Here is a 1,039-nt window from a genome sequence, read left to right on the forward strand (position 1 = left end):
CAGGCAGCCCCGGCCGCCGCTCCGGCGCAGGCCGCCCCCGCCGCCCAGGCCCCGGCAGCCGCCGAGCCCGAGCAGGTCGAGGTCGACACCACGCTGCGCGGCCGCACCGAGAAGATGACGCGCTTGCGCCAGACGATCGCCAAGCGGATGGTGGAGTCGCTGCAGACGGCCGCCCAGCTCACCTCGGTCGTCGAGGTCGACGTCACCAAGATCGCGCGGCTGCGGGCGAAGGCGAAGGACGAGTTCTTCCGCCGCGAGGGCGTCAAGCTGACGTTCACCCCGTTCTTCGCGATGGCCACCGTCGAGGCGCTCAAGCAGCACCCCAAGCTCAACGCGACCATCAACAACGAGACCAACGAGGTGACCTACTTCGACGTCGAGAACCTCGGCATCGCGGTCGACACCGAGCGCGGCCTGCTCGCCGCCGTGGTCAAGGACGCCGGCGACCTCAACCTGGCCGGTCTCGCCCGCAAGGTCACCGACCTGGCCGAGCGCACCCGCGCCAACAAGGTCACCCCTGACGAGATCACCGGCGGCACGTTCACGCTGACCAACACCGGCAGCCGCGGCGCCCTGTTCGACACGCCGATCCTCAACCAGCCGCAGGTCGGCATGCTCGGCACCGGCGCCGTCGTCAAGCGGCCCGTCGTGGTCGACACGCCGGAGGGCGAGGTCATCGCGGTGCGGTCGATGGTCTACCTGGCGCTCACGTACGACCACCGCCTGGTCGACGGCGCCGACGCGGCCCGCTTCCTCACCACGATCAAGCGCCGCCTGGAGGAAGGCCGCTTCGAGGCCCAGCTCGGCCTGGCCTGACCTCCGCACGCTCCCCCGGGGCCGGACGCGCACCCCGCGCGCCCGGCCCCGGCCGCGTCTCCGGGCCCGCGTCCGGCTCGGGAAGACGCCCGCTTCCCTCAGGGGACGCCCCGGCCGGGCACACAAACGGGCCGGCACCCGTGGAGCGCTTCCCGGAGGGGTCCGGGGGGCGGCGAGTCGCGGGGCCGTTCGTGCCCCGGCGGGTGGTGGCATGGCGGTGCCT

The 1,039-nt window shown here is 73.3% G+C and carries 1 protein-coding gene; it reads left to right on the forward strand.

Annotated features, from left to right (window positions below):
• Window positions 1-816, forward strand: an 816-nt coding sequence (locus tag ADY59_RS47340) for a 2-oxo acid dehydrogenase subunit E2 (protein ID WP_049577970.1), incomplete at its 5' end; no start/stop codon positions are given.
• Between the last annotated feature and the right edge of the window lie 223 nt (window positions 817-1,039).

Origin of the sequence: Nonomuraea sp. SBT364, from assembly GCF_001083785.1 — a bacterium.
In the GTDB taxonomy this organism is placed as follows: Bacteria; Actinomycetota; Actinomycetes; order Streptosporangiales; family Streptosporangiaceae; genus Nonomuraea.